General features: G+C 58.9%; 23 protein-coding genes. 14 read left to right on the top strand and 9 right to left on the bottom strand.

Going from position 1 to position 25,900, the window contains the following annotated elements; all coding sequences use genetic code 11:
• Positions 1 to 9 precede the first annotated feature (9 nt).
• The 3 genes from R0125_RS10975 to R0125_RS10965 are packed head-to-tail and all read left to right on the top strand — an operon-like array spanning position 10 to position 4,075.
• Entirely contained in the window at positions 10 to 726 is a 717-nt protein-coding gene (locus tag R0125_RS10975) for an ABC transporter ATP-binding protein (protein ID WP_317238195.1), read from the top strand.
• A complete protein-coding gene (locus R0125_RS10970) occupies positions 723 to 2,981 on the top strand; it encodes an FtsX-like permease family protein (protein ID WP_317238194.1) in 2,259 nt (752 codons plus the stop codon). Before R0125_RS10975 ends, R0125_RS10970 begins: the two co-directional genes overlap by 4 nt.
• The gene (locus tag R0125_RS10965; RefSeq protein ID WP_317238193.1) at positions 2,978 to 4,075 is read left to right on the top strand and encodes a lipocalin-like domain-containing protein; all 1,098 of its coding nucleotides are present in this window, start codon (positions 2,978 to 2,980) and stop codon (positions 4,073 to 4,075) included. Before R0125_RS10970 ends, R0125_RS10965 begins: the two co-directional genes overlap by 4 nt.
• A 33-nt stretch (positions 4,076 to 4,108) precedes the next feature.
• Here R0125_RS10965 and R0125_RS10960 read toward each other — a convergent pair whose 3' ends face one another.
• The 8 genes from R0125_RS10960 to R0125_RS10925 all read right to left on the bottom strand — a co-directional run bounded on the left by R0125_RS10960 (position 4,109) and on the right by R0125_RS10925 (position 11,939).
• Positions 4,109 to 4,834, bottom strand: coding sequence for a proteasome-type protease (locus R0125_RS10960; protein ID WP_248183155.1), 726 nt, complete (start codon positions 4,832 to 4,834; stop codon positions 4,109 to 4,111).
• A gap of 91 nt (positions 4,835 to 4,925) precedes the next feature.
• Positions 4,926 to 5,711, bottom strand: a complete 786-nt coding sequence (locus tag R0125_RS10955) for a transglutaminase family protein (protein WP_248183157.1) — start codon at positions 5,709 to 5,711, stop codon at positions 4,926 to 4,928.
• Between the two features lie 2 nt (positions 5,712 to 5,713).
• A complete protein-coding gene (locus R0125_RS10950) occupies positions 5,714 to 6,646 on the bottom strand; it encodes an alpha-E domain-containing protein (protein ID WP_248183160.1) in 933 nt (310 codons plus the stop codon).
• A complete protein-coding gene (locus tag R0125_RS10945) occupies positions 6,640 to 8,073 on the bottom strand; it encodes a circularly permuted type 2 ATP-grasp protein (RefSeq protein WP_248183386.1) in 1,434 nt (477 codons plus the stop codon). Before R0125_RS10945 ends, R0125_RS10950 begins: the two co-directional genes overlap by 7 nt.
• Before the next feature lie 257 nt (positions 8,074 to 8,330).
• Complete coding sequence (locus R0125_RS10940) at positions 8,331 to 9,539, bottom strand: ammonium transporter (protein WP_248183162.1); 1,209 nt, start codon at positions 9,537 to 9,539, stop codon at positions 8,331 to 8,333.
• 216 nt (positions 9,540 to 9,755) lie between these two features.
• Positions 9,756 to 10,673, bottom strand: a complete 918-nt coding sequence (locus R0125_RS10935; protein WP_317238192.1) for a flagellar motor protein MotB — start codon at positions 10,671 to 10,673, stop codon at positions 9,756 to 9,758.
• Positions 10,674 to 10,675: 2 nt separating this feature from the next.
• Positions 10,676 to 11,446, bottom strand: coding sequence for a MotA/TolQ/ExbB proton channel family protein (locus R0125_RS10930; RefSeq protein ID WP_248183165.1), 771 nt, complete (start codon positions 11,444 to 11,446; stop codon positions 10,676 to 10,678).
• A 73-nt stretch (positions 11,447 to 11,519) separates the two neighbouring features.
• Entirely contained in the window at positions 11,520 to 11,939 is a 420-nt protein-coding gene (locus R0125_RS10925) for a YkvA family protein (RefSeq protein ID WP_317238191.1), read from the bottom strand.
• 372 nt (positions 11,940 to 12,311) lie between these two features.
• On the opposite strand from R0125_RS10925, the gene R0125_RS10920 reads away from it, so the two are divergent.
• Both R0125_RS10920 and R0125_RS10915 read left to right on the top strand, forming a co-directional pair.
• Positions 12,312 to 14,204 carry a hypothetical protein gene (locus R0125_RS10920; protein WP_317238190.1) on the top strand — a complete coding sequence of 631 codons (1,893 nt, stop codon included), beginning with the start codon at positions 12,312 to 12,314 and terminating at the stop codon, positions 14,202 to 14,204.
• A 1-nt stretch (position 14,205) separates the two neighbouring features.
• The gene (locus R0125_RS10915) at positions 14,206 to 16,347 is read left to right on the top strand and encodes a GGDEF domain-containing protein (protein ID WP_317238189.1); all 2,142 of its coding nucleotides are present in this window, start codon (positions 14,206 to 14,208) and stop codon (positions 16,345 to 16,347) included.
• Here R0125_RS10915 and R0125_RS10910 read toward each other — a convergent pair.
• Complete coding sequence (locus tag R0125_RS10910) at positions 16,325 to 16,924, bottom strand: hypothetical protein (protein WP_248183174.1); 600 nt, start codon at positions 16,922 to 16,924, stop codon at positions 16,325 to 16,327. The two genes, R0125_RS10915 and R0125_RS10910, sit on opposite strands and share 23 nt — an antisense overlap.
• A 164-nt stretch (positions 16,925 to 17,088) precedes the next feature.
• Between R0125_RS10910 and R0125_RS10905 the strand changes: the two genes are divergently transcribed.
• From R0125_RS10905 to R0125_RS10865, 9 genes are all read left to right on the top strand, one after another.
• Entirely contained in the window at positions 17,089 to 18,474 is a 1,386-nt protein-coding gene (locus R0125_RS10905) for a hypothetical protein (protein ID WP_248183176.1), read from the top strand.
• Positions 18,475 to 18,791: 317 nt separating this feature from the next.
• On the top strand, positions 18,792 to 19,007 hold the full coding sequence (locus R0125_RS10900; protein WP_248183178.1) for a hypothetical protein: 216 nt from the start codon (positions 18,792 to 18,794) through the stop codon (positions 19,005 to 19,007).
• Positions 19,008 to 19,097: 90 nt separating this feature from the next.
• Complete coding sequence (locus R0125_RS10895; RefSeq protein WP_248183179.1) at positions 19,098 to 19,562, top strand: TadE/TadG family type IV pilus assembly protein; 465 nt, start codon at positions 19,098 to 19,100, stop codon at positions 19,560 to 19,562.
• Between the two features lie 83 nt (positions 19,563 to 19,645).
• Positions 19,646 to 20,539 (top strand): Flp pilus assembly protein CpaB, encoded by an 894-nt coding sequence (cpaB, locus tag R0125_RS10890; RefSeq protein ID WP_317238188.1) that lies wholly within the window; start codon positions 19,646 to 19,648, stop codon positions 20,537 to 20,539.
• Positions 20,529 to 21,716 carry a type II and III secretion system protein family protein gene (locus R0125_RS10885; protein WP_317238187.1) on the top strand — a complete coding sequence of 396 codons (1,188 nt, stop codon included), beginning with the start codon at positions 20,529 to 20,531 and terminating at the stop codon, positions 21,714 to 21,716. The genes cpaB and R0125_RS10885 overlap by 11 nt, the downstream gene beginning before the upstream one ends.
• Positions 21,717 to 21,728: 12 nt before the next feature.
• Positions 21,729 to 22,907, top strand: coding sequence for a response regulator receiver-like protein (locus R0125_RS10880; RefSeq protein WP_317238186.1), 1,179 nt, complete (start codon positions 21,729 to 21,731; stop codon positions 22,905 to 22,907).
• A gap of 16 nt (positions 22,908 to 22,923) precedes the next feature.
• Positions 22,924 to 24,117 (top strand): CpaF family protein, encoded by a 1,194-nt coding sequence (locus R0125_RS10875; RefSeq protein ID WP_248183184.1) that lies wholly within the window; start codon positions 22,924 to 22,926, stop codon positions 24,115 to 24,117.
• Entirely contained in the window at positions 24,114 to 25,031 is a 918-nt protein-coding gene (locus R0125_RS10870; RefSeq protein WP_317238185.1) for a type II secretion system F family protein, read from the top strand. The genes R0125_RS10875 and R0125_RS10870 overlap by 4 nt, the downstream gene beginning before the upstream one ends.
• 1 nt (position 25,032) lies before the next feature.
• Positions 25,033 to 25,896 carry a type II secretion system F family protein gene (locus R0125_RS10865; RefSeq protein WP_248183388.1) on the top strand — a complete coding sequence of 288 codons (864 nt, stop codon included), beginning with the start codon at positions 25,033 to 25,035 and terminating at the stop codon, positions 25,894 to 25,896.
• Positions 25,897 to 25,900 lie beyond the last annotated feature (4 nt).

The following is a 25,900-nucleotide window of genomic DNA, read 5'->3' as shown; positions in this document are numbered from 1 at the left end:
GCTGAAGCCATGACAGAACCCGTGATCCGGGTGACCCACCTGAGCAAGCGTTTTGCCGGTGCCGGCGATACGGTCACCGTGTTGTCGGAGCTGTCCTTCTCACTGCCGGACGGTGGCTCGCTGGCGCTGACCGGTCGCTCGGGCTCGGGCAAAAGTACCTTGCTGAACCTGCTCTGTGGTCTGGAAACACCGGATCAGGGGGAGGTGCAGGCGTTCGGTGAGACTTTCCCGGCGGCCGGTGGCCGGTCGCCGAAGGCGGCTTCCGAACGGTGGGCGCGGCTGAGACGCCGTGACATTGGCGTGGTGTTTCAGGATGCCAACCTGATGCCGGCGTTGTCTCTGGGGGACAACGTGCGTTTCCGCGCAAGGCTGGCGGGGCAAACGCAAGCCAGCTCTGCACACTGGCTTGCTCAGCTGGGCATTGGTGAACTGGCAGATCGCTACCCGGATCAGGTGTCCGGCGGCCAGCGCCAGCGTGCCGCCCTGGCCATGGTGTTTGCCATGAACCCCGGGCTGATACTGGCGGACGAACCCACCGGCAGCCTGGATCACCATACCGCCGATGCAGTGGCAGACAGCCTGTTCAGCCTGCAGCAAAGTACCGGTTGTGGGTTGATTCTCGCCACCCACGATCCGGCGCTGGCCGCGCGCTGCCAGTACCGGCTGGATCTCGGGCACGACCAGCCCGTGCTCACCGCTTCCAGTGCCGCTCCGAGCCCGTCATGACATTGTTTGTCGCGCTGTTCAGCCATTACCGTCGGCATCCGCTGCAACTGCTGGCGTTGGCGCTGATGATTGTGCTGGCGACCACCTTGTGGACCGGCGTCAGCAACCTGACCGAGCGCGCGCGGGCCAGTCTGGCCCAGAGCGAACGGGCGGTGGCGGGGCAGCAACAGCTGGTGCGGGTTGACGGCCAGGCGGTGTCGGTGCGGGACTTTGCCGTGCTGCGGCGCCAGGGCCTGTGTGTGATGCCCTGGCTGGAAGTGCGGCGGCCGGCCCCGGCCGGGCGGGTCATCGGCGTGGATCCGTTTGCCGGTGGCTGTTTCGGGGACCAGGTGCCCGGCCAGGCTGGTGGCGACGCCCTGATCGGCGAACCTTTCCTCGATATCGGCGACGCGGCAGCGCTGGTGGATCAGGACAACCCTGGCACGCTGTCGCTGCTGGTGCCGGTCACGGTGCTGCCGGCTGAGCTGCCCCCCGGCTATGAGTTGAAAGACTTTTCCCTGGGCCCGGCAACCGGAGAGCTGGGCGAGAGTTTCCTGCTCAATCTGGATGCACTAGGGGTGCTGGTCTTGTTGATTACCGCTCTGCTGGTGCGCAGTGTGTACCAGATGGGCCGGGTGCAGCGCCGGGAGAGTTTTGCCCTGCTGGCGCGTTTCGGGGTACCCCCCGGCCGGGTCCAGCGCCTGTTGCTGATGGAGATGGTGGTGTTGGCGGCGCTCTGCGTGCTGCCGGGAATCTGGCTCGGGCGATGGCTGGCGGCGGTGCTGGGCGGCGGCTTTGGTCAGGCCCTGGAAGGCCTGTTTGACACGCCGCTGTATGCGGTGGAGGGTGGCGGCTTCGCGTTGCCCGCGGTGGTGATGGTCACCATGGTACTGGTGGCCTGCTTTACTGACCAAAGGCTATGGGCAAAGCTGCCCGGTGTGTCCGCTGCCGGGCCGTCGCTCTGGCTTGCGATGCTGTTTCTCGGGGTGGTGATGGTCGGCGTTACCCCTGGCCTGACCTGGCTGTTCACCGGCATCGCCCTGGTGTTTGTGGCCGTGGGCGTATTAACGCCCCGCCTGTTGTCGGCTAGCGCCCAGTGGTGGTCGGATCGGGCCGAGGGGCTGGTGCTGTGGCAGCGTCGGGAACTGGCCGTGTTGTTTCGCCGCCTGGCGCTGCCGGTGGTGGCGCTGCAGTTTGCCGTGGCCATGGTGCTGGCGGTGCAGGCCCTGGTGACCACCTTCGAAGACACGTTCGAGGCCTGGCTGGCGCAACGGCTGGAGGCGGAGTTCTATGTGGAAGTGCCGGACGAGGCCCGGGCCGCAGACGGTGTCCGTTACCTGGAAAGTCGCACGGAGCTGGGCGACTGGCATCTGGTGCAGCGTGGCACTGCCCGGTTAAGCGCGGCGGCCGGGTCCGGCGCGCCGGTGGAGGTGGATCTGTTTGCCATTGCCCCCATCGGGCCCCTGGTCACTGGCTGGACGTTGCAGGCGTCGGTGGCCGATGCCTGGAGCAAGCTGGCGGCCGGTGAGGGGGTGATGGTGAACGAGCAGCTGGCGCGGCGGGAGGGCCTCAAACCCGGTGATTCCCTTGGCCTCACGGTGGGGGGGCAGGCCCGGGAATTCACGATACTGGGCGTCTATGCGGATTACGGTCGGCCCGCCGGCGAGATCCTGGCGGCCGGGCAGCGTCTGCCGCAGGCGTTCCGGCCGCAGTTCGAGAGCCTGTCAATGAACCCGGGAGACGTGACCATGACGGAGATCAAGCAGGGCCTGACGGAGGTCTGGAACGCCGGGAAGCTCACGGTGCGGGACAATCGCAGCATCCAGGCTCTGGCGTCCGGGGTGTTTGATCAGACGTTCCTGCTGACCCGTGCCATTACCGTGCTGACCCTGGTGCTGGCCGGTACGTCGTTGTTGATGATGGGGTGGGTCTTCTTTTCGTCGCGGGCCTGGTACTACCGCCTGTTGTCGGTGTGGGGCCTGTCACGGCGGGAGGTGGCAGCGCAGCTGCGGTGGCTGGCGCTGGTGCTCACCGGCACCGTGGCTCTGGTGGCGTTACCGCTGGGCGTGTGGCTGACCTGGGTGTTGGTGGGCCGGATCAATCCCCTGGCCTTCGGCTGGTCGCTACCCATGGCGGTATATCCGGGATTCTGGTTGGAAATGCTGGTGCTGTGCCTCGCCATTGGCCTGGCCATTGCCACATTGATGCGCCGGCAGCTGCGTGGTGTGGCTGCGGTGCCGGCCATGGCCAATGTGGCAGGTGGGGGTGAGCGATGATGGGATTCCCGGGTTCGCTGCGGCGGGCTGCACTGGTGCTTTGTCTGGCGTTGTCAGCGTGTTCGGAGTCTCCGCCGTCTTCCGGTTTTGCCGGGCTGGGTGAGCAGGCGGATGCGGGCGAGTTTGCCCAGCCTGCACCCGGGGACCGGCTACGTTTTCCGGAAGACTTCGGCCCTCACCCACGCCATCGCATTGAATGGTGGTATCTGACCGCTAACCTCACCACTGATCAGGGTGAACCGCTGGGACTGCAATGGACTCAGTTTCGCCAGGCTCTGGTGGCCCGCGACGCCGATGCACCGGCGCCCGCCGCCAACCGTTGGCCCATGGAGGCGGGCTGGATGGCCCACGCCGCCGTGTCTTTCCGGGAACAGCACGGGTTCGCGGAAAAGCTGGCCCGGGGTGATATCGGGCAGGCCGGCGCCACGGCCGAGCCGTTCAACGTGTGGCTGGATGACTGGCACTTGCAGGCCCTGGAAGAAGGGCAATGGCGCTTGCAGGTCAATGGTGAGGGGTGGTCTTACGATCTGCGGTTAACAGTGCAGCGAGAGCCGGTTGCCCATGGCGACCATGGGTTCAGCGCCAAATCCGCCAGTGGCGAGGGCTCGATGTATTTCAGCCTGGTGAATCTGGCGATTGCCGGTGAGGTAACACTAAACGGAGAGGTTCACCGGGTGTCCGGGCTCGGCTGGTTTGATCGGGAGTGGAGCAGTCAGTTTCTGAAAGCCGGCCAGCAGGGTTGGGACTGGTTTGCACTGCATCTGGACGGTGGCTACAAGCTTATGGCGTTTCGCCTGCGCGAGGACGAAGGCGCGTTTGTATCCGGTAGCTGGATCAACGCCAACGGCGACGTGGAATCGCTGGGCGCTGGTGACCTGTTGCTGGAACCGGCCGGTTGGCAGACATCGCAACATGGCAGAGTGCCGGCGCAGTGGCGGTTGCGCATTCCACCGCATGAGGTGGATCTGCTTATCGAAGCACCCGCAGGTGACTATTGGAACAATGGGCTTTTCCCCTATTGGGAGAGCCCGGTGTCGGTCACCGGTTCCCACGGTGGTGTGGGTTACATGGAACTGACGGGCTACGGCGGCTGAGGGCCGCCGGCAACGCCCACCAAGCCGTGCGCCTCACCTTACCCGGGGCGGCTGAAGGCCTTCAATCAACGCCTGAATGCCCTGGTGCCATTGCTGGCGGAGCTGATGAAAGTAGTCATCGTATTCACCGACCCGGTCTGTAAAGCAGGGCTTAAGCTCGTCGTTGCGGTAGATCGCCACATCAATGGGCATCCCCACCGACAAATTGCTTTTCATGGTTGAGTCGAAGGAGATCAATGCACACTGATAGGCCCGGTCGAGAGAGGATTGGTAGCTCACCACCCGGTCCAGTATCGGTTTACCGTACTTGGATTCGCCAATCTGGAAATACGGCGTTTCTACCGTGGCTTCAATGAAGTTGCCTTCGGGGTAGATGTTGAACAGTCTGGACTCTTCACCGCTTATCTGGCCGCCGAGAATCAGCGAGCAGCTGAAATCCACGTGATTGATCCTGCCATCAGGGTTGTCACGGTGGACCACTTCGCGAATGGTTTTGCCTACAATCTCGGCCGTTTCAAACATCGACGTGGTGGAAAACACATTGGGTTCTTCGGAACCCGCGCGCTTCTCCAGCAGGCTGATCACACTCTGGCTGGTGGCCAGATTGCCAGCAGACAGGATGACCAGTTCCCGCTCGCCCGGCTGCTCGAACACATGCATTTTACGGAAGGTGGAAATCTGGTCAAAGCCCGCGTTGGTGCGGGAATCGGATGCGAACACCAGGCCATCGGCCAGGCGCATCGCCACGCAGTAAGTCATGGGGGCTGCCCTCGGGTCGTCGGAATCCGCCCAGTGTAATCCTTTCTGCGAGGAAAACATGATTTGGCGTGTGTGTTTTCAAAGCTTTTTGTTACTGGCCATCACCGGCCAGGGTCACCCAGGCGCGAGTGTGCAGGTTTTCCATGCCGCCGCCACTGCGGATGCCGCGCACCGGTGCGGCGTCGCGATAATCCAGTCCCGTCGCCAGTTTGATGTGACTCTCTGCCACATTGAGCAGATTGACCACATCAAAGGTGTGCCAGTTGTGACCCAGCCAGGCCTCAGCCCAGGCGTGGGTGGAGAGGTGGTCTTCGCTGAACGTGTGGATGTAGCCACTGACGTAGCGCACGGGCACCCCGATGTGGCGGCAGCAGGAAATGAAGATGTGGGTATGGTCCTGGCACACGCCGGCTTTCTGTTTGAAGGCCTCGGCTGCAGTGTGGGTGACCTTGGTGGCACCGGGCATGAACTCGATGTGCTCCAGAATGCGGTTCATCATCCTCACCAGGCTGCGCTTGTTCGGTGAGAACTGGCTGGCGAACGCCTTGATGGCTTTGTCTGCCTCGGTTAGCGGGGTGTGGCGCAGGAAGACCGCCGGCGGAAACGGGGAATCGTCCCTGGTCAGCGGTTTGCCGGTCAGGTCCACTATGCCTTCGGCGGTGAGGGTGATCTCGGAGACCGCTTTGTCCATGGTCATCACCGTCACCAGGTTACCGAAACCGTCGGTCATCTGGCTGGTTTCGCCGGGGGTGGTGAGATGCCATTCCAGTATTTTCTGCTGCGGTGTGTTGCGGGGTGTCAGGCGCAGGTACTGAATGCCGTTGTGCATGGGCGCATCGTAGGTGTAGGTCGTGTCATGGCGGATGTTCAGTTTCATTGTTACCACCCCATGTAGTCTTTCTGGATCTGGCCGGTGATGCGCTGGATACGTGCCAGAAAATCGGTCAGATACTCGTGAAGCCCGCGTTCCTCGATGTACTCGCGGTCGCCGAAACGGATGTTGGCGTACAGGCTGGTGGCCAGGCGCCGTGCACGGCGCGCCTCGCCGCTCTCGATCTGCTCCAGCAAGTCGGAGATTTCCTGCAGGCAGGCGTGCAGAGAGCGGGGCACGTCCCGCTTGAGGATCAGCAGTTCCGCCACGTTCATCGGTTCGATGTTGTGTCCGTAGGTATTCTGGTAAGCCTCGAAAGCTGCCAGTGAGTGCAGCAGAGCTGTCCATTCAAAGAACGACTGGGTCGGGTGGCCCTCCAGGGATTTGGTGGCCATGCGATGGCGAATATCCAGCACCCGCGCGGTGGTGTCTGCCCGCTCGATAAAGGTGCCCAGGCGCAGGAAATTGAAGGCGTCGTTGCGCAGCAAGGTGCCGTAGGCAGCCCCCCGGAATACGTTTGATCTCTCACGAGTCCAGTCAAATACCCGGCTGGCGCTGGATTCGGTCACGCCCTTCTTGCGTAATTCCTTGAGTTCCATCCATGCCAGGTTGATGCTTTCCCACACGTCTGCCGACAGGTTACCGCGCACGTGCAGGGCATTGTCACGGGCGCTGCCGATGATGCTGAACACACTGGCGGGGTGGCGATCGTCCAGCAGCAGGAAGTCGATCAAGTTCTGGGGGGTGGTCTCCTTGTACAATTCCTGAAACACCGCCTGGGTGCCGGTGACCAGCAAGGGTACCGAGAGCTGCTCTTCGCGATCTTCTGGCACATCGATGAGTGCCATGGTGAGGCTGACATCCAGCAGGCGGGCCTGGGTTTCGGCTCGTTCCAGGTAGCGGGCCATCCAGAACAGACTTGATGCGGCACGGCTCAGCATGGGTCGTCCTCCAGTACCCAGGTGTCTTTGGTGCCACCCCCCTGGGACGAATTTACAATCAGTGAGCCTTCTTTCAGCGCCACTCGGGTAAGCCCCCCCGGTACCATTTGCACCTTTTTGCCAGAGAGCACGAACGGGCGCAGGTCGAGATGCCGGGGCGCCACGCCCTGATCAACGAAGGTGGGGCAGGTAGACAGGCTCAGCGTGGGTTGGGCGATGTAGTTGTCGGGCCGGGCTTTCAATAGCGAACGGAAGTGGCTGAGCTCTTTCTTGCTGGCCATAGGTCCGATGAGCATGCCATAACCGCCGGCCCCCTGAGTTTCCTTGACCACCAGATCCGCGAGATTGTCGAGGATGTAACTGAGATCCTTGGGTTTCCTGCCCTGCCAGGTGGGTACGTTTTTCAGGATTGGCTCTTCGCCCAGATAGAAGCGGATCATGTCCGGGACAAAGGGGTAGATGGCCTTGTCGTCGGCAACGCCGGTGCCCATGGCGTTGGCCAACACCACATTGCCGGTGCGGTAGGCGGCATAGAGCCCCGGTACGCCGAGCATGGAGTCGGGGTTGCCGGCCAACGGGTCGAGGAAGTCGTCGTCGACCCGGCGGTAGATCACATCCACCTGCTGGGGCCCCACGGTGGTTTTCATGTAGACCCGGTTCTGGCGAACGAACAGGTCCGCCCCTTCCACCAGTTCAATACCCATTTGCCGGGCCAGGAACGCGTGTTCGAAGTAGGCGCTGTTGAAGCGGCCCGGGGTGAGTACGACCACTGTGGGGTCGGGTTTCAGGGAGGCGGCGCGCAAGGTTTCACCAAGCAGTGCCGGGTATTGCTCCACCGGCGCAACCGGCGCCTGTGCGAACAGCTCGGGGAACAGGCGCATCATCATGCGGCGATTTTCCAGCATGTAAGACACACCGCTGGGGCACCGCAGGTTGTCTTCCAGCACGTAGAAGTCGCCGTCGCTATGGCGGATCAGGTCAATGCCAGCAATGTGGGAGTACAGATTGCGGGGCAGCTTCAGGTTCTGCATGCCGGGCTGGTATTGGGGATTGGCGAAGACCTGCTCGGCGCTGATCACCCCGGCACGGATAATATCGAAATCGTGGTAAATGTCGAACAGGAACCGGTTCAGCGCCTGAACCCTCTGGCGCAGTCCGGCTTGCAGGCGCTGCCAGTCGCTGGCGGAGATCACCCTCGGGATCAGGTCGAAGGGGATCAACCGGTCAGCACCCTGATCTTCGCCATACACGTTGAAGGTGATGCCCAGGCGCTGAAAGAGGACATCCGCCTCACGGCGCTTTTCGGCCAGCATGGCTTCTTCCGACTGCATGAGCCAGTTTTCCAGTACCCGGCAGCTTGGGCGTACCCGGTTATTCTCGTCGAACAGCTCGTCGTAGATACCCTCGGGCGGGGTTTGAATCAGCATAACCATGAACCTCTCCTGAACACGCCCCTCACCGGATGTGAAGAGTCGATATCCAGCTGTTCCGTTATAAAAGAAACAGCAAAAGGCAGGCCATCCTGGTTGAAAGTGTAAAGTTTCTGGCCGGAAGGCTCGGATTAAGCAAAGGTCAGGGGGAGGGCAGTGTCAATTCCGGGGGAAGGGGAAGGTGAGTTCACAGGGAAAGTGGAGGGTGAAGCGGTGGAGTGCCAGCCGCTGTTTGCGCGGCTGGCACTTACGGTTTATTCCTGTGAGGTAGAGCCAATCTTGTGGATGCTGACATCCGCCCCGTTGAATTCTTCTTCCTCGCTCAGGCGCAGGCCGGAGAGGGCTTTGACGATGCCGTAGACGATCAGGCCGCCCACGAACGCCACCAGTACACCGGCAACAGAGCCGACAATCTGAGACATCAGGCTGACGCCACCAAGACCCCCGAGGGCTTCCTGGCCAAAGATGCCGGCCGCGATAGCGCCCCACACGCCGCACACCCCGTGCAGTGGCCACACACCCAGTACATCGTCCAGGCGTTCGATTTTGGCCTGGGCCCATTCGAACAGGTAAACGAAGATGGCACCGGCAATGCCGCCGGTGATCAGCGCACCAACGGGGTGCATCAAGTCCGAGCCCGCGCACACAGCGACCAGGCCGGCCAGTGGGCCGTTATGGATGAAGCCCGGGTCTTTGCGGCCAGCCAGCATGGCGACCAGCACACCACCGACCATGGCCATCAGACTGTTTACGGCGACCAGGCCGCTGATGCCGTCGAGGGTTTGCGCTGACATCACGTTAAAGCCGAACCAGCCCACGGTCAGAATCCAGGCACCGAGGGCCAGAAACGGAATGTTGGAGGGGGCAAAGGCCACCACCCGGCCATTGCGATAGCGCCCGTTTCGGGCACCCAGCAGCAGAACCGCCGCCAGAGCGATCCAGCCACCCACAGCGTGCACCACAACAGAGCCGGCAAAGTCATGGAAACTTGCACCAAACTGGCTCTCAAGCCAGGCCTGGAAGCCGTAGTTGCCATTCCAGATCATGCCCTCGAAAAACGGGTACACAAACGCCACGATTAACGCCGACGCGATCAGCATCGGGTAGAACTTTGCCCGCTCGGCAATGCCGCCGGACACAATGGCGGGGATGGCGGCGGCAAAGGTCATCAGGAAGAAGAATTTGACCAGATCGTAGCCGTTGGCGGCGGTCAGTTCAGCGGCGCCGGCCATGAAGTGGCTGCCGTAGGCAATGTAGTAACCGACAAAGAAATAGGCCACGGCGGACACGCCGAAGTCGGTCATGATCTTCACCAGGGCGTTTACCTGGTTCTTGTGGCGCACCGTGCCCACTTCCAGAAAGGCGAAGCCGGCGTGCATGGCCAGTACCATGATGGCACCGATCAGAATGAACAGCGTGTTGGAGCTGTCGGTCAGGGTTTGTACTGCACTCGTGATGTCCACGGGTTTTGCTCCTGATAGATGAATTGGCTGCCGTTTGTCGGGCAACGTGTGCATGAATGGAGTGCACAGCAAGCAAGAGGTGTTCCAAAACAATGCATTTTGAGGGCGGAGGGGTGGTTGCGGGATAAAGTGCCATCGTTAAGCGCACATTATCCGATGAAAGCGCACTACGAAGGTGCGCTTAAGGCGTAATCGCACCAAAATGGATTGGCTTGGTTACCAGTTCAAGGTCTCGGGTGAGGTGCTGTCGGACTCGATGTCGAGGGCGGTGTCAGGGCCTGCGGATTCCGAGCGGATGAGCTCCCTCAGGCGAATTTCCTGCTCCTGCATGGGCTCGGAGAGATCGATGATGATTTCGACCCGACGGTTGCTGGCGCGGTTGTCTGCGGAGGTGTTCGGCACCCTGGGTTCTGTATCGGCCAGGCCGGTTACGGCGATCCGCGCCGGCTCAACATAATTCTGTGCCAGCAGCACGTTGGCAACGGCCGCGGCTCTGGCCGCTGAGAGGTCCCAGTTGCTGTAAAAACGCTCCGTGCGAATGGGAACGTCATCGGTGTGACCCTCAATGGTCAGTTTGCCGGGAATATCCGCGAGGATCTTTGCCATGTCCAGCAGCAGCCCCTCAAACTCCCAGGTCAACTGAGCAGAACCGGATGGAAACGAGCCTTTTTCCTCCACGCGAATGACAATACGGCGCTGGTCCTGGCTGACATTGATGCGGCCATCGATGATGGCAGGTTCCAACACTTGCAGAATCCGGTCTACGGTCTCCTTCATCCGGTCTTCAATCGCCGCCTCCACCGCCTGGTCCGTCGGGCTTGTCAGGGTCTGGAGTTCCGGCTTCTGATCGGTTGTGATCTGTTTGACCTCGTCAAGCACCGTCGGCTCTGGCGGAGCGGGGGAAAACCGGTCGAAAATGGGACTCGTGCCCTGAGGGATTTCCAGCGCGGGTACCTCCCGCTGCACACCGAACGCCTTGGAAAGCTCACCGGCGATCTGCTTGAATTTCTGGGCATCAATCTCGGAAAAAGAGAGTAGCAGCACAAAGAAGCACATAAGCAGGGACATCAGATCGGCAAAGGTGACAACCCAGGCCGGAATTCCCGGCTTCTCCTCCTCTGGCAGTTCATCCATGGTCAGGCACCCTCGGATTCGGCGGCTCTTTCGCGTTCTTTGGGTGGCAGGTAGCTGGACAGCATCTGCTCAATAATCCGGGGGTTGGTGCCTTCCTGAATGGCAACCAGGGCGTCCGTATAGAGCGATTGCAGCCGAGCCTCCTCGGTCATGCGCAGTGACAGCTTGTCTGCAATGGGTGTGGCGATCATCGTCGCAATCATGGCGCCGTATAATGTGGTCAGCAGCGCGACAGCCATGGCAGGACCGATGGACTTGGGGTCTTCCATATTCGACAGCATCTGAACCAGACCGATCAGCGTACCGATCATGCCCATGGCGGGCGCAACGTCCGCCATGGCGGTAAATACCTTGGCGCCTGACCGGTTATGGTCCAGCGTCATCAGGCGTTCCTTGTTGAGAATCTGCTTGATAGTGGCACCATCACGACCGTCCACCAGCATCTGGATGCCCTGGCTCAGAAACGGGCTGCTTGTCTCGCGCCCTTCAAGGCCGAGCACGCCCTCCTTCCGGGCGACATTACTGATCTCTACCAGCTCTTCAATGCTCGATTGGGTTGCGGGCAGCCTGAACTTGAATGCTCTTGCGGCGGCTCGGAAAGCGCCGAAAAACTGGACAAAGCTGAATTTGGCCAGAACCACCAACAGGGTGCCTCCGACAACGATGAGCAGAGACGCCGGGTTGATGAATACGGTGGGCGATACACCCACAATCACTGCCGTGGCGATCAGCAGCAACGCACCAACAAGACCGATAAGAGTGGCGAAATCCACAGTGACTCCAGAGCGGTTGGAAGAGGGCAAGGCCGAGGCAAGGGGCTGAGATTACTCCCCGGCCAGAACTTAATCAATTCGTCGGATGCGAATCTGTGACCTCTCGCTGTTGCTCCTTCCAGGCGGCGTAGCGGAACAGATCTGTTTCAACGAGTTTCAGGCACAAAGCAACCACACCAGCGTCATCAAGGAAGCCTATGCCGATGAGCAGGTCAGGGATGAGGTCCAACGGATTCAGAACATACACCAGCGCCCCGGCGATCGCCGCAATGCTTTTCCAGGGCACGTCTCGATAGCTGCCGTTCCAGTAATCCCGGATCATGTCAAACATCAGCTTGATGTCTGACTTGAAACGGTTGAGCTTGCCGCTGCCTTTTACCTTGTCTTCGATGGCGCGTTGTTTGGCCAGCAGCGCTTCAAGATTCTCGGGGCGAATCTTTTTGGCTTCGGCGGTCAGCTGACCCTCCGCTTTTCTTTCATTGAAGACTGCCATGATTTCGAGTCCCTGCTGGTTGAGTGTTGATATCCGTTTGACTAATTAAGGTTATCGTACAATACTCACTTTACCAACGCGGGTACTGTATTTGCCGGTTGGGTTGAAGTGTCTTTTGGCTGTAAACCTTAAGCTTCCGTCAAGCTATTAACCGCTGCCTGCAGAGGCAGCGGTTTTTTTGAAAATACAGAATAAACCCGCCCATACTACAAAAAGATGTTGTGCATATACCGGTAAACAGCGCCGCGTACCCGATACCCTCGCTGTAGATGCTAGCAAGGGCGCAATCAAGCCGCAAAGTGGCGTTGAGCAGCTCGAGGCAGTCAGCCAAAGGTCCAAAAATAACGATCGTCCTAACGATGGGGACACCGCATGCCGGATACTGTGATCACCGCAAACATTGATCGTCACCTCAGAGTACGCAAATCAGACTCATCCGGTGAACTCGACGCGGTCAAAGATGGAATCTTCGACGCAAGGGGCGCCACTTTTCCGGATTTGCAGGGCGTTGAGACCATTGCCAGCGAATTGGCGACGGCGGAATTCCAGAAACTGGCGTCCATGCTTGCGCACATCGTTCTTAATGGGCAGCGAATTCTTGTCGTCGGCAAAGCGTCATCCGAAGTGATTCTGAGTGCCGCCTGCTTTCAGCGTGGCATTCAGTTGCTCGTGCAGGCAATGGGGCGCACCAGAGACGTGGTGACGACCTCCCGGGGCGATCTCGGGGCCTGGCGGTCAGGCGCTGAGGTCAATGTGGTGTTGGGCTCACTTGAGTCGCAGGCTGAGTCCCTGATCCGCAATCACACCGGCCAGCAGGCACCGGATCTGGTCTTGTTACTGAACCCGGCCGGAAGCGTATCCAGTCGTATCGGGGACATGTTTGACGCTGCCGGTGACAACGTCCCAATTGCGGGTGTTTCGACGCTGGCTGGCTGTATCGATGATGCCTCGGACCAGCTCAACGTTTCGCCTGTATCCGGGGGCGACTCTCACAAGCGGTACACTCTGTGCTGTGTTCTTCATTTTCTGCTGTTGAGAGTGCGTGACGAGGTTTCTCAATCCATCGCGTCCCATCCCCGTAATCAGGCCCTGGTAGCGCAACTGCAATCCTCCGGACTGGAGACCAACGTGGCCCTGGCCGGGTTGTCGGTGATTATGGACGATATGCCCATGACTGCGCCGATGCGACTGATGGTCCGATCCGGTCTTGAACAGATCAACCGTGGATGGTCCCTTCCTGCCAGAACTGCGCATTCCCGGGGATTGCTGAGTTACGGTCTGAGGTCGCTGCTGACCGAGAGCGGCGCCGCTTATCCCTTTACGTCTCGAGAGATCGCCCTCTGCCTGGCGCCGTTTTTCCAGGTGATGGCTCTGGCAGGAGACACTCGGACCCTGATCGAATGCTTGCTGACCAATGATCGTAAAGTGGCAAACGACAAAAGCGCGAAAGCCGCGCTGCTCGCCTCAAAAGCCGATTTCCCCAGCTTTCGCGGAAGCAGTGACGCAATGCCTGCGCTGACTGAGCCGGACGAAGACTGGGGCGATGCCTGCGATATCCTGTACAGCCTGAGAACCGAGAGAAATGATTCTCTGTCGGAGGCGCTGTTGCCTGTGGTTGCAGGCCAAAACTGCAGCCAACTGGGCGGGGTCTATTTGCTGGTGTCGTCGAAAACCGAAGACGCGGACCGGGTTCATTGCTATCTGAGGTCCAGAAACATTCATCTTGCCGATGCGTTGGTCGCCCTGTCGTTCGCATCCGGCTTGATGAAGCGCAATCCTGAGTGGGAGGCCGACACGCTGTATGCCTCGCTCGAGCTGGATGAGGCCGGGCTTGCCGAGTTCGAAGCATCGATCCGGGACTACCTTGGAAAGGTGTCCCGCGAACATACCGGCCTCGGTGAGTTGGGCGAGAGTGATGGCCCTTTGGGCAGAAAGCAGCGAGTGTTTGCCCTGGCGCACTGGATAGAGAAGCAGCCGTGGGGCAAGGGTTTCCCCGAACCTGTCTTCGCGCAGGACTTCCGGGTGATCAAAGTTCTTACCCATATGGATTCCCATCAGTATATTCTGGTGGATGACATGTCCAGCGACATTCACTGTGGCGAAGGCTTTACCCTGTTATGGCGCGATAGTGTGAGCGGCAATGTGCCCACGATCCGGCAGGACCAGGAAATTCGTGTTCGTTACAGATTGCTGGTGGACCGGAACAAAAATGCCAATGATATTTTCGGTTTGGTGGATACGTTGAGAGAAGTAGGCGACCAATAAAATGGCGAATCTGGGGCTGCCCGTAAACTGGCTGGCGCTGTTAATGCTGGCGCTTATCCTGATACTCGCGGTGGTGGCACTATGGGCGATTTTTTCGAAAGCATCCGTTGCCGAGTCCCAGTCGATATCCATTCTGGAGCGGAATCGCCAGCTCTCGCGCCAGATTCAGGTAGCCAATCTTGATCTGGTGCAGATATTCAATGCGGTTCATGTGCCCTTGTTCGTGGTGCAGAAAACGCCGTTTTCCGTCCGATCTCTCAACAGTGCCTGTGTGGAATTCCTGGGGGAGAACTCGGAGGGGGCGGCGCAGAAAAAGCTCGAGCGACTTCTGGCCCGGGACGATCAAACGTCCGAAGAGCTGGTCAATCTGAGGCGCTTGCTGCGTGAGGGTGTGTCGTCATCCATTGATGTTGAAGATTTTATGCTGGCGCATTCCCGGCAAAGCGGTGATGCCTCATCATTGGCGGTAACCGTCAGCCTGAAGCCGGTCCGCAGTACCTTTGGTCAGGGCTACATTATTTCCCTGGATGACAAGACAGGAAGTGGTGATCAGGAAAAGTTACTTCGTGAATACTACCAGTTGGTGGATTTCGCCCTGACGGAGCAGAAGCTTCCCGAGGCTTTGCATGCGGTCACTCAGCTCTGTCAGAGCGTTACCGCGACTGACGCGTCCATCGCGATCAGCATCTTTGATGATGAGACGGATTGTCTGCATTACGTCGTCGAACCGGAGAAGGTGAGCGAGTCGACCCTGAGCACAATCAACCGCGCCAAGATCGTGTTCGGAAACGGCATTCACGCCACGGCTGCCGTGCTTAAAAAGGAAGTGTTCTCGGATTTCCAGGGGCCTGAAAACATGGCAACGGATGAGATGCTGAGTGCGCTGAAGTCCAGTGGTGTCACTCGCTGGACCGCTCTTCCCATCCTGGGTATCAACGACGAACTCCTCGGTACATTGGATTTCTTTCATTTCGATCATGACACAGATGCGCGGATCGATTTTGAAAAGCTGGCCACCCCTTTTCACCTGGCGAGTGCCACCATTGAGCGGCACCAGTCTCTACAGGCGCTTCGAGAGAACGCCCGGTTCGAGGGGTTTTTGCGGTTCTTCAATCAGCAGTTAATGACCACGCCCCATCAGTCGGATGACAGCACATTTGTTGATGCCGTCAGTAAAATCATCTCGTTCATGCAAATCCCTGCCGCCAGTCTTCGTTGCTGGATGCTGAACGAAAAAGAAGATGTCTACCGTCCCGTGGGCAGTGCTGCCGAGGGACCCGTTATTGTCTGTCCAATGCTGGAAGGTGAGAAGGTCAGGCGCTGGTTGGCAAGCGATGAGTTGCTTGTTCATAAGTCAGAATTCGAAGCATCGCTGGAAGCCGAGTACCAGTGTCTGCATCTGAGTACTGATCACAGAATGGCCCGCCTGATGGAGCTGCACAAAGACAGCGATCAGACACAGCAGAGCCTGACCCAGCAATTTCTGGTGTTCCCATTGTCCGCAGACCGGACCCTCGAGGGATTTCTTGTTTTCAACCCCCGGGAGTACCGTTTGGATAGAAAGCTGAACCTGCTGTCCACGATCGCCCCGATCCTGGCGAGTGCGTTGGGCCGGCACAGGCTGATCGAAAGTCTCATGCACAAAGCCCTGCACGACCGTCTGACCGGGCTGTTCAACCGCAATAAAATCGAAGAAGCTCTACAGCATGAGCTGGAGCGCAGCCAGCGCTATGACAACCCGCTGTCACTGATTCTTTTCGATATAGACCATTTCAAGCTGATCAACGACAACTTTGGCCATGATGTGGGGGACCGGGTATTAACCGACATGTCGGAACTGGTGCGGCAGAAACTGCGGGCCGCAGACCTGATTGGTCGTTGGGGGGGCGAGGAATTCATCATCATTCTGACGGAAACCCCGCTCGATAAGGCGATTGGTGTTGCCAACACCATTCGTCGGGACGTGGGTGCTTACAATTTCGGCCTGGGTGAGTCGATCACCGTCAGTATGGGGGTCGCGGAGCATGCCTCGGGCGATACCAGAGATTCGTTGATCAAGCGAGCAGATCTGGCGCTGTACGAAGCCAAAAACAGTGGCAGAAACAACGTGGTGCCCAGTGTCAATCGCGCATTTCGGGACTGACGAACGATACGCGTGTGGAGGGTGGGATGACCATAACCTCGTCCTGAAGAATGGCGTCCAGGTTGAAAACGGTCACGAATTTTGAAATGCCGAATTTGGTGACTGCATCGAACGCGATGGCATTCAGCCTGGAATAAGGCTCCTCCTTGATAAGTCTGTCGAGCAGGTGCATGTTCGCAGAGGGCTTGCGTGGGAACGATTCTCTCTCAAGGCATTCTTCATCCAGCCATCGATTCCAGTGCTGGTTAATGTCGTCGAGAATCTCTTTGTTGGCCCTGGTGGGCAGGTTAAGAAAGCGGCAGCGGTCAAAACCTTCGAGGGTTTGCTTGTTGGCGTCCCAGTCGCCAATGTCAATTTTCACATCTGCGAAGCACACGCCGACATTCTCACTGGCGCTCCTGCGGATAGCGGCGCCGATCAGGCTGCCGGGCCCTTTGTGGCCGTAGAGCAGAGTGATGCCCGACTTCGGCAATACCAGGTCCGGTTTCTGAAAATAGTCCGGTTGGCTGATTACGATATCCGAGGGTTGAGACTCACCCTCGAAAAAGAAAAACGTTTTCGCCCCGATTACTGACACAGACCATACCTTCTTGAAACTGAATGTACTTCACAGATGCTCTTTTATGTCAACGTCGGAGAGCGCTCCGCCATCGGGCGAAGAGGCCAATATTACCATCGAAACCGGGTGGGGAAAACGTGTAAAATTCCTGTCAGTTAAAACTGCTCTCAGAGATTATAAACATGTCTGTGTCACACAAAAATGAGCTGATCCATCCCAGTAAACCGATCTGCGGCGAAAATTTGCAGTATCTGAAAGTTATGCTTGAGAGTGTACTGGGTGGGGACGAAGTCCGGGATCTGGACCTCGCCATGCTGATGAACGTGCCGGTGAATCGCCTCAGTCAGCTCAAGCGTGCGAAGTCGTCGATCGATGTGCTGGGAAACGTGAGCGCAGACACGGATGTCAGTGACGACGACGATCAAACCGCAAGTGAACTGCCGAGCCTGCGGCCAAGTCAGGCTATTCTGATACGGCTGTTGCTGAAGTACCCTCATTACGGACAGCTGATGCTGCGTCCGTCCAATCCGGAAGTGTTCAGTCTGCTTGCACGGTATATTCCTTTCGAGGAAGCAGGGGTGGACGGCAGTGATGTGATGCCCAAGAAGAGTGGTTTTGCGCCATTGTTCGGGCGGTCCTACATTTCTTCATACAAAATGCTGGCAGAAGACGGGGCGGGCTCTGCCAACAGCAGTTTGCCGGTAACCCGACTGCAAATGCTGGTGGCAGGCAAGTTTGGCGAACTGTTTCTGACGTTGCTGCTTCGGTACGCAGAGGCGGCCGGGGTAGATGTTCAGCCAGACATCCGCAAAATAGAATCGAACGGTTGGGCCGCCTTGCGGGAGCAGGATTCGTTGGCCGCCTGGATGCCGGATGAGACCTATCAGGTGTTCTCCGCAGAGCTGCACGCACAGTGGGGCGACTGGTTCCAGAGCCACTACCTTCGCGTGCTGGAGGATGAAGCGGTCTCCAGGGACCTGGACCCCGAAAAAGCGTTGCGTAAAGGTAACTGGACGAACAATGAGCCAGTTTCCGATGCCGCATTCAGGGCGTATTCCCGCAGAACCCAGCCCATTCTGGGCAATAACGAAAGCCTGTTTTCGCTGTTTCGGGAAAGTTTTGAGCTGACCAGTGCCGAGGCATACTGGACCCTTGGCATCCAGGTAAAAGCGTTCTATCGCTTCCGTCAGCGCGCGAATCAGCGAATTTCCGCACCCACTTCCATCTTGATCCGCTACCTCTTCCGATACCCGGAAGACATTGCAATATTCGTTCGTAGCCCGGAGAAGGGCAGCGACATCCTGGCGCGCATCCAGCGCGAAGATCCGGGCTTCCGGCTCAGTCAGTTGGGCCCGTTGTTCGGCGCGTCACGAGTCATGAGCTACGGCTTTGCCAACGACGATTTGCCCTGCCCGTTTTTTGCGCGGCGCCTGGCCAGTATTTTTCGCCAGCGGTCTGACATGGGTGAGCCCATTTATCAACGTATGCGCGCATGTGTCGAAGATGAGTTGTCCGCTCGCGGCCTGGACCCCATCAAGTTCTGGCGAGACGGCCGCTGGCACAAATAGCCCAACCGGTACTTTCGGCCAATGGAAGCGGTAATGATAATCATGCAACATCGCGAAATATAACGTTTAGGCCTGATCTGCATGGTTTTCACGAAAGTTGACATTTTGCTGCGTTATGCCGCTTGTTGGGACAGGAGTGTAGGGGGTATGTTGCTGAGTGAGAGCTAGATCACATAAAAAGACAATAATAGTTATCGAATAATGCCATAAAAATTACACACTTTTACAAGCAACCGATGCTAAGATCAAGTGAGAGTAAGGCTCTGGAGGGTTTCAGGGTCGGGCAGTCGGAACAACAATTAAACGGAAGGCATACCATGAGCTTGCATACCATACGACAAAGATTCGGTTCTATCGCTAGCCCCAATCGGCAGAAGGGCGCTTCCGCACTCGAGTATCTTGTGCTGGCAGCGGCCATCATCATTGTCATTGGCGCACTTGCGGCCAGTGATAGTGGTCTCGGGACCATTGTTTCGGGCGCGTTTGAAGGTATCTTCACCGATGCGGCTGACACCTCTGGTGGCACCCCGTAACGAGCAGGCGCTGGCTTGAGCTTTCCCTGGCCCGGCAGTTGCAGACGAGGCCGGAACGGGCGTTGCACAGCGGATGACTGGGCGAAGATCATGGTGTCATATCCAAACGTAAACACGATCGGTCGCAGCAGGGGCGCTGTCGCGCTGGAATTCCTGCTGGTCTTTCCTCTGATCGTGGCCATGGTCTACGGCTCAGCGGCCTACGGTGTGGTGTTCTTCCAGAAGTTTCAGCTTCAGAAGGCTGTGGATCGTGCGGCCTCGTCGGTGATGTCGCTCGACCGCAGTCAGTTCGGAGAAAACGCCGGGCAACAGGCGGTTACCCGGGCGTCCGAGGCGCTGGAATTCCTGATGTCCGATTTGCCGGCTTCACTGGTGTCTCGCTCCGGCGAGCGAGGCTGCAGCGTAGAGGGCGCGGGTGGCGTCTCGCTCGTCCAGTGCCGGGTGGTGGCAAACGGGCAAGAGTCCCCGTTCGTGCCACAGCTGCAATTCGGATTCCTGGGAGAGTTTCCACCGTTACCGGATACCATCGAGGTCCGGTCTGCGGTGGCATTCTGATTTTGCGCGGCTTTGCTCAAGGATGAGGTGTTTATGTCAGACAGCCCGAAACCATACCTTTGTAAGTACGGGATGAAGCCACTATGAAGTCTCGTTTTGTTTATTTTATCCCTTCTCTTCTCATGGCTGCGCTGGCCATTGCCCTGGCCTTGTTCGGGTTGATGAAGTACGACGCCGCCGAAGAGGCGCAGAAAGCGCTGTCTACCGGGTCGGAATCCGGAACCACCGCGCCCGAGGCCGAGCAGGCACCGGTTTACCGTTATGTGGTGGCCGTTCAGCCAATCGAGGCGGGCGACACCCTGTCTGCCGAGAGCTTTATTGAAATCGAAACTGCCTCACCCATCGAGGGCGCCATCGCTGTTGCCGATGTGCCTTACGATCTCACCATCGAGACTGCTCTGGAACGCGGTGAACTGTTAACCGCTCAGACCCTCGAAAAGCAAAGTCTGATCCGCCAGATCGTACCGGACGGCCATACCGCCATCGCTCTTGAAATGAGCGGTGTGGCCAGTATCGGCGGCTTGTTGAAGCCAGGCGACTTCGTCGATGTGGTCGCCTCGTTCAAGGGCCGCGCAGAGGGCGAGTCGTCGTCGAAAACGTTGCTGAAATCCATCGAAGTGCTGGCGGTGCAGGGCGAAACCACGGTGGGATCTGCCTCTTCCGATGACGAGCGCCGGCGCAACAGCACGATGGTGCTGGCGGTGCCCGAAGAGGAGGTCAGAGCGCTGGTGCTGGCCTCGAGAGAGGCGCAGCTGAATTTCACGGCCGTGAAGCGATCGCCCGTGGTGATTGCAGACCCCGAGGCTGAAAAACCGGAAGCGGCCGAGGAAGAAACAGCCATTTTCCTGTCTGACCTGATGCCGGAAGCGCCGCGGGCGCCCCAGAGAAGCGCAACTGTTGAGCGCCCGCCTGAAGATCCGGGGCGCAAGGTGCAGGTGTTTGAAGGCTCCGAAGCAAGGAATGTTTATGTCCAGTAAGCGAGGAATGCACCGGTTGATCACAACCGCAAGCCAGGTTCTGGTGTTGCTGTTTCTTGTTGGTAGCGTTGCGGCCCAGCAGCAGGAGGCCGTGCTGGAAATGGGGCCCGGCGAGCAGCGCGCCCTGAATTTCCCGAGTGAGCTGAGCAAAGTGGCCACGTCCAATCCGGATATTGTCAGGATCACCGCCTCGGGCGATTCAGAAGTTCTGGTCACCGCCCAGGGCAGTGGCACCGCAACGCTCAGTATCTGGCTGGAAGGCGATGACGAGCCGCGGGTGTCCAGCGTGGTTGTCAGTGCCACCCGTGGTGCGAAATCACCGCTTGCCATGCAGGTACAGACCGACATACGCATTGTGGAAGTCAATCGCAGTGAGCTGAACACGCTGGGGCTCTACTACGCCAAGCTGTTCAACGGTGGCAACAGCAGTTTTGGGATTGCGCCTCCCGGTGGCGGTGGATTCCGCGGTTTCGGGTCGCCTTCAAGCGCGGCTGCCGGCATTTCCAGTGAAGGCTTCAACCTGTTCAGGTTTGGCAGCAGCTCGCTCAGCATCATTAATGCGCTTGAGTCCGGCGGGTTCGCCTATACTCTGGCGGAGCCGTCACTGGTCAGCCTGAGTGGGCAAAGCGCCACATTCCTGTCAGGTGGGGAATTTCCGATTCCGACCCAGTCGAATAACAATGGCACGCAAATCGAATTCAAGGAATTCGGCGTGAGCCTGTCGTTAACCCCCACCGTCGTTGCAGATGACCAGATCATTCTCAAGGTGGCTCCGGAAGTCAGCGAGCTGGACTTTACCGCGGGTGTTGCCACATCCGGCGTTGCGGTGCCCGGCCTGAGGATTCGCCGCACCGAGACAACCGTCTCCATGGCGCCCGGCGAAACGTTCATCATCAGCGGGCTGGTCAGCCGATCCACACTGAACAACAGTGATCGTCTGCCCGGGCTTGGCAACATTCCCATTCTCGGCGCGCTGTTCCGCTCCGACCGGGTATCCACCGAGGAAAAGGAGCTGATCATGGTGGTCACGCCCCGAATCGTCAGCCCTCAGAAAAAAATGCCCGATTCCGTCAAACGTTTCGGTATGGAATACGAGAGCAGCAGCACGGACTGGCCGGACATGTTCATGGGAACACGAAAAGCTGGTGAGCCCATTGAACATGGACTGAGTTGGTAGGGAGTACCATACATGAACGAATCCCTTGTCTGTGTAGCTGACGACATTGGTGTCAGGGTCTGGCTGGAACGTTCCCTCGACAGCGAATGGACCGTTGAATCCGTCAGCTCCTCGGATCTTTCACGGGTAAGCCGCCTGGTCAAGGCGATGGGTGCGCCCGTGGTATTGGTCGCCGTTGAGGAAGACAATCCGGAGCGGGCTATCAAGACTTTTGCCGCCATCCGCAAGGTGTGCGAATCGGCCGAGCTAATCGCCATTGCCAAGCGCATCTCCCAGGATATGTTGCTCAAAATCATGCGCGCTGGCGCCAGGGATTGCCTGATTACCGGTGTCGATACGGAGTCAGCCCCGGAGCGCATACGCCGGATAATTGAAGCGGCCAATAAAAAGCCAACCCCGGCAGAGGGTGGGCGGTCGCGCCGCAACATCACCCTGGTCACCTCGGTGAGCGCTGTCGCCGATACCCGCTTTTTCTGTCAGAACTTTGTCAGTGAAATCAATCGTGCACTGCCAGACAAGCAGGTTCTGGCAATCGACTCCCTGTCTCGCGGTGAGAGAACCTTTTATTTCGATAACCTGAATCGCCTGACCCTTGATGAAATGGTTACGCGGCAAGACTCGATTGACCGATCCTTTGTTGAAGCCGCCCTTGGAGAGTACTCGAAAGGGTTGCGCCTGCTCTCGGGCGGTCTCGACCGCGGCGAGCTGGGCGGCGACGCGGGCGCCGATCTGTTCATCACCCTCACCCAGCTCGGCGAACTGTTTGATGAAGTGATTGTGCGCGTCGATCACGATCTGGCCGAGATGTGGTTGTCAGCCATTGGCGCGAACGTCAGTCGCCTGTATGTGGTTATGCACCCGGTGGTGGATCAGGTTCAGGAAGCCGAGGCGTTTTTTGAGAAAGTGGATGAATGGTTGCCCGCAGAGTGTCGCAAATGCCTGATCGTTGACGGTTACGAGCGGCGGGCGAAGTTGTCTATCGACGACATCGAAAAGACCGCGGGTGTGGATTGCGACCTGGTGCTGCCGATGGAGTGGCGCCACCGCCTCGACTCGATCAATGCCGGCGTGCCTCTTGGCATGCTGCCCAGCCGCTCCGGATACCACAAAAAACTGAGTGGCTACGTTCGTTCAACGTTCACGTCAAAGTCACCCTCAAGACACCGTTTTGGTTTTTTGGGCCGGAAGTAACACCCAGGGGTAAAGCGTGGCGACTCGAATCGACGAAGACTACCAGCAACTCAAGAAGAGCGTTCATATCTACCTGATTGAACGGCTCGACGAGGAAGGGGTGGAAGTCGAAAAAGCGACCCGCGAGTCGCTCCAGGCGTTCGTGCAAACGGCCGTGGGCCAGTACATTGCCAACCACCGGATTCCGCTGGCCACGCCGGATCAGACCATGCTGGCTCGGGAAACCCTCGACGAAATTGTCGGTTTCGGTCCGCTTGAGCCCCTGCTTGCGGATGATCAGATCAACGACATCCTGGTGAACGGCGCCCATGTGGTGTTCATTGAAGTCGCCGGCGTGCTGCAGAAAGTACAGACCCGTTTCATCGACGACGAGCACGTTGTCAGGATCATTCGCAGGATCCTGGCACCGCTTGGACGCCGTATCGACGAGAGCAGCCCGATGGTGGATGCCCGGTTGCCGGACGGTTCCCGTGTCAACGCCATCGTGCCCCCGATTGCCCTCGACGGACCTTCCCTCAGTATCCGGAAATTCAGCAACAAGCACCTGTCTGCCACGGATCTTGTCAACAGCGGAGCAATGACCTCCGAATGCCTGGATCTGCTGGTTTCGGTGGTTGAGGGCCGTCGCAATCTGTTGGTCAGTGGAGGCACCGGTACCGGTAAGACCACCATTCTTAACATGCTGAGCCAGTACATACCCAAAGATGAGCGCGTGGTGACCATTGAGGACTCCGCCGAGCTGCAGCTGAACCACCCACACATCGTTCGCCTTGAAACCCGCCCGGCCAACACCGAAGGTTCGGGCAAGGTGACCGCGCGGGATCTGATTGTAAACGCATTGCGGATGCGCCCGGACCGGGTCATCGTGGGTGAGGTGCGCTCCGGTGAAATCATAGAATTGCTGCAGGCGATGAACACCGGGCACGAGGGCTCCATGAGCACCATCCACTCCAACTCGGCAAAAGATGCGTTGGTGCGGATCGAAACCCTGCTCGCGGTCAATGGGTACGATGCCGGTGAGCGGGCCATCGGACGGCTGATCGGCTCGTCACTGGATATCATCGTTCAGCTCAGCCGCTTGCCCAACGGCCGCCGTCTGATCAGCGAAGTGGTTGCGCTGAAACCCACCATGTCTGACCCGTATCGGATGGAGTCACTGTACCGCTCGCCGGATCTTGACTTCTCGCCCCCCGCCGAGGAGCCCGTATGAGTGTTCAGCTGATTCTGTTGCTGTCGATGATAGTAGGCTTCTTCGCATTGATCCTGGTGGTGCTCCAGGGGCTTTGGAGCCAGGCCAGTGCCTCCCGGACGATGACGGGACGAGTGCGGCGCCGGTTGCGGTCTGATGTGTCCGATCAACGCGGAGACGATGAAAAAGTTGACATGGGCCCGCTGGAGAAAACGCTGATCAGAGCGGGTTTTACCATGTCTCCCGGCAAAGCCATCAGTCTGGTGATTCTGGCTCTTGCCCTGGTGGTGGCCGTGGCCATTGGCCGGGGTGTGATTGAGGGACTGATCGGTCTGTTTTTCGTGGTTTCCGCAGGCTTTACCTGGTGGCGCGTGAAATTCGAGAAACTCCGTCGCCAGATACTGGAAGAAATGCCGGTTATTCTGGACTCTTTACTGCGCTCGATCACCGCCGGACGGTCGACCGAGCAGGGTTTGCTGGCGGCGTTCGGAGACGCCTCGCCGGTGTTCGAACCGCTGTTGTTCCGGCTGCGCGGTGCCATAAAGCAGGGGCGCGACTACACCTCCCTGTTCGAGGGGTTTTCCACCATGTACCGGGTGCCTGCGTTGTCCCAGCTGGCCATTGCGCTGCGGACCACCAGCCGGTTCGGTTCTTCCATCAGGCCGGTGCTGCAGGAGGTGACCAAGGCCATACGCTCCCAGCAGGAACTGCGGCGGGAGTTCATGGCGGCAACGGCGGAAACCCGCTTCACCGCGGTGGTGTTCGCCGTGTTACCGCCCGGGCTGGCGGCGTACATGGTCATACTCAATGAAGAATTTTCTGCGGTGTTGCTCAACACGGACACCGGGCACACGTTGCTGATGATTGCCGGCTTCCTGCAGGTGCTGGGCAGCCTGCTGATCTGGAACCTGATCCGGGGGGTGGGCCGTGGTTGAGATGGTTTTTGCGGCCGCGCTGATCCTGGGGCTGTTGTCGCTGATTGTTGGCATTCTTGGCGCGCCGTCCTGGTCATTGGGCGCCCGCATCAACGCCCGACTGACACGCCAGCGCCTGGCGGCGGATGACCCTGATGGCGATTCTGCCCTGGCGGATCTGGTGTTCTGGCTGGTCAATCGGCCGCTGTTTGCCGGAGACTACAAAGAGCTGGAGCCGGCCCTGGAAACCGCCGGGCGAAGCCCTTACCGCTCACGGCAGTATTATCTCATCGCTTGCTGGGTGTTTCCCGCCTGCGTCACCGTGGCTGCATTTATCTTTTTCAGTGTGGTAGCGGCGGTGATCACAACGCTTGTTGCCTTTTATTTGCCGCGCCGGGCCATTCGAACCTCTGGCGCCCTGTCCGAGAAACAGCAGAACCGGGAAGCCATCGAACTGTGCCACATGACGCGGATGCTGCTTGAGGCGGGCCTGTCGCCGGAGCGAAGCCTCAAACTGGTGTCTGCCCAGGCGCGGGACCTTATGCCCCACCTGATCCACCGGGTTGATCGGTTCAACCGTGTGATGGAAAGCGGGGCAGATCGCACGGTAGCGCTGGATGAATTGGGGCGGAACCGGAACATCACCGTACTGCGAAGCTACGTCACTCTCATGAAGCAAAGCGGCACCCTGGGTTCCCGAGTGGCCGGCAGCCTTGATCAGATCATCGAGGAAGCCCAGCACGAGGAGCGCAGCAAGCTGAAAGAAGAGACCAACAGGATCGGCGCCCGCATGACCATCATCATGATGGTCTGCATGCTGCCCGCTCTGTTCATGCTCATCGGGGGGCCGGCGGTGCTCTCGATTCTGGATACGCTACAAAACTAAACAG

Source organism: Marinobacter sp. M-5 (genome assembly GCF_032911545.1).
In the GTDB taxonomy this organism is placed as follows: Bacteria; Pseudomonadota; Gammaproteobacteria; order Pseudomonadales; family Oleiphilaceae; genus Marinobacter; species Marinobacter goseongensis.
This window is presented reverse-complemented; position numbering and strand designations above follow the sequence as displayed.

Coding starts and splice junctions, on each gene's coding strand:
- R0125_RS10870 (WP_317238185.1), top strand. CDS start 24,114: ATGAGTGTTCAGCTGATTCTGTTGCTGTCGATGATAGTAGGCTTCTTC.
- R0125_RS10900 (WP_248183178.1), top strand. CDS start 18,792: ATGAGCTTGCATACCATACGACAAAGATTCGGTTCTATCGCTAGCCCC.
- R0125_RS10915 (WP_317238189.1), top strand. CDS start 14,206: ATGGCGAATCTGGGGCTGCCCGTAAACTGGCTGGCGCTGTTAATGCTG.
- R0125_RS10945 (WP_248183386.1), bottom strand. CDS start 8,073: ATGCTGATTCAAACCCCGCCCGAGGGTATCTACGACGAGCTGTTCGAC.
- R0125_RS10895 (WP_248183179.1), top strand. CDS start 19,098: ATGGTGTCATATCCAAACGTAAACACGATCGGTCGCAGCAGGGGCGCT.
- R0125_RS10865 (WP_248183388.1), top strand. CDS start 25,033: ATGGTTTTTGCGGCCGCGCTGATCCTGGGGCTGTTGTCGCTGATTGTT.
- R0125_RS10885 (WP_317238187.1), top strand. CDS start 20,529: ATGTCCAGTAAGCGAGGAATGCACCGGTTGATCACAACCGCAAGCCAG.
- R0125_RS10955 (WP_248183157.1), bottom strand. CDS start 5,711: ATGAAACTGAACATCCGCCATGACACGACCTACACCTACGATGCGCCC.
- R0125_RS10970 (WP_317238194.1), top strand. CDS start 723: ATGACATTGTTTGTCGCGCTGTTCAGCCATTACCGTCGGCATCCGCTG.
- R0125_RS10880 (WP_317238186.1), top strand. CDS start 21,729: ATGAACGAATCCCTTGTCTGTGTAGCTGACGACATTGGTGTCAGGGTC.
- R0125_RS10975 (WP_317238195.1), top strand. CDS start 10: ATGACAGAACCCGTGATCCGGGTGACCCACCTGAGCAAGCGTTTTGCC.
- R0125_RS10935 (WP_317238192.1), bottom strand. CDS start 10,673: ATGGATGAACTGCCAGAGGAGGAGAAGCCGGGAATTCCGGCCTGGGTT.
- cpaB (WP_317238188.1), top strand. CDS start 19,646: ATGAAGTCTCGTTTTGTTTATTTTATCCCTTCTCTTCTCATGGCTGCG.
- R0125_RS10950 (WP_248183160.1), bottom strand. CDS start 6,646: ATGCTGAGCCGTGCCGCATCAAGTCTGTTCTGGATGGCCCGCTACCTG.
- R0125_RS10960 (WP_248183155.1), bottom strand. CDS start 4,834: ATGACTTACTGCGTGGCGATGCGCCTGGCCGATGGCCTGGTGTTCGCA.
- R0125_RS10965 (WP_317238193.1), top strand. CDS start 2,978: ATGATGGGATTCCCGGGTTCGCTGCGGCGGGCTGCACTGGTGCTTTGT.
- R0125_RS10925 (WP_317238191.1), bottom strand. CDS start 11,939: ATGGCAGTCTTCAATGAAAGAAAAGCGGAGGGTCAGCTGACCGCCGAA.
- R0125_RS10920 (WP_317238190.1), top strand. CDS start 12,312: ATGCCGGATACTGTGATCACCGCAAACATTGATCGTCACCTCAGAGTA.
- R0125_RS10905 (WP_248183176.1), top strand. CDS start 17,089: ATGTCTGTGTCACACAAAAATGAGCTGATCCATCCCAGTAAACCGATC.